The 944-nt window shown below is 57.2% G+C and carries 1 protein-coding gene; it reads right to left on the reverse strand.

Features of this window, described 5'->3' with window-relative positions; all coding sequences use genetic code 11:
- The coding region (locus ACR0EL_RS21865) for a RecQ family ATP-dependent DNA helicase (protein WP_480502271.1) at positions 1-944 on the reverse strand (944 nt) is incomplete at both ends.

Raw genomic sequence — 944 nt, forward strand, 5'->3', positions numbered from 1 at the left:
AAAGCGTTGGTGGCTGCGATCACCCGCAGGTCTCCGACCCGGAACCGCTCCTGAACGTCGTGTTTGTCATCGGACCCAAGTCCAGCGTGGAAATGTGCCGCGTCCATACCTTGTGATTTTAGAAACTCGGCAACGCGCTCGGTCTCTTTACGCGTCGCGCAATAGATCACGGCGCCGGATCGGCCCTCAGCGGGAAGCAGCTCTTCGATCACGTTCAGGACATCGGTTAGTTTGCTGTTCTTAGTCGTAGGCCTGACATCAAATGTAAGGTTTTTCCGCGATGCTCCACCATCAAGGGACAGCAGCTCGACCCCGGCGCGAGACTGGAAATGTTCGACGATATCGGCGACGACCTCTGGTTTGGCGGTGGCCGTGAGACAGAGGATTGGGGCAGGGGCTTGATCGCCCGAGAACTCTTTGATGAAGCGTCCCAGATATCTGTAATCCGGCCTGAAATCATGACCCCATTTCGACACGCAATGCGCCTCGTCAATAGCCCACAGGCCAACTTCGCGCTGAGCCAGTACCGACCGGATCGATGTACTGCGTAATTGCTCGGGCGAGATGATCAAAATGCCCGCATCCCCCATGCGGACCTTGTCCAAAGCGTCTTGTCGCTCGGGCATGGACATCTGACCATTCACAGTCACGGAACAGGAAATGCCTACGCGCTCCATACCCTGAACCTGATCTGCCATCAGCGCGACCAACGGGGAAATGACCACGGTCAACGCCCCTATTTTGTCGAACCGCGACAAGGCTGGCACCTGATAACACACGGACTTTCCAGTGCCTGTTGGCAAGATGCCGAGCAGGCTTGTTCCGGACATGGCCTCATCGACAATGCGTTCCTGTAGAGGGCGACCATCTGGGTCCACAGGCTGTGGGCGGAAACTGTCGAACCCGAACCACCTGTTCAGCGCACGGACCGGGTCATTCTGTTC

This window comes from Ruegeria sp. AH12 (assembly GCF_056541465.1).